Genomic DNA, 582 nt, shown 5'->3' with positions numbered 1-582 from the left:
GGCGGAGGGGGCGCGCTTGGGAGCGGAGCGCTGGGCGGCGGGGCGCGGGGCGCTGCGGACCTGGGCCCCGCGGGCCTGGCCGCCGCGGCCGTCGGGCGGGGTGGGGCGGGGGACGCGGCGGGAGGCCGGGGAACCGGATGCTTTGGTACCGGATGCCTTGGGGCCGGGCGCTTTGGCGCCGGATGCCTTGCCGGCGGACGCTTTGGGGCCGGGTGCTTCGGTGCCGGAGCCCTTCGGTCCGGCCTCTCGCCGGCCGGGGCTCTTCGGGCCGGGAGTTCTCGCGCCCGTGCTCTTCGGGCCGGGCGTCTTCGCAGGCGTCTTCCCGCCCGTGCCGCCCGTGCTCCTCGCTCCGGAACCCTTCGGGCCGGTGCCGGAGCCGCTGCCGGAGCGGGGGCCCTTGGGGTCGGTCATACGGCGTCCTCCTCCGGTGCGGCGGTCCGTACGGCGGGGGCCGCCGGGGCGGCGTCGGGCAGGGCGTCGGTGTTCTCGTACGTCACGGCGTTCTCGTACGGCACGGGCTCACCTGCCGGAGGTCGTGGGGGCGGCGCCGGGCAGCGGGCGGCCGGGCGCGGGGAGGGCGGG

At 79.7% G+C, this 582-nt stretch carries 1 pseudogene; it reads right to left on the bottom strand.

The annotated features are described in order from the left end of the window. Positions 1-411 (bottom strand): annotated as a pseudogene (locus tag IH45_RS1000000150530) (hypothetical protein); the annotation flags it as partial. Positions 412-582 lie beyond the last annotated feature (171 nt).

The sequence above is a fragment of the Streptomyces rimosus subsp. rimosus genome (assembly GCF_000720725.1).
In the GTDB taxonomy this organism is placed as follows: Bacteria; Actinomycetota; Actinomycetes; order Streptomycetales; family Streptomycetaceae; genus Streptomyces; species Streptomyces rimosus_A.
Note: the sequence above shows the minus strand (reverse complement) of the source record. Positions and strands in the feature narration are given on the sequence as shown.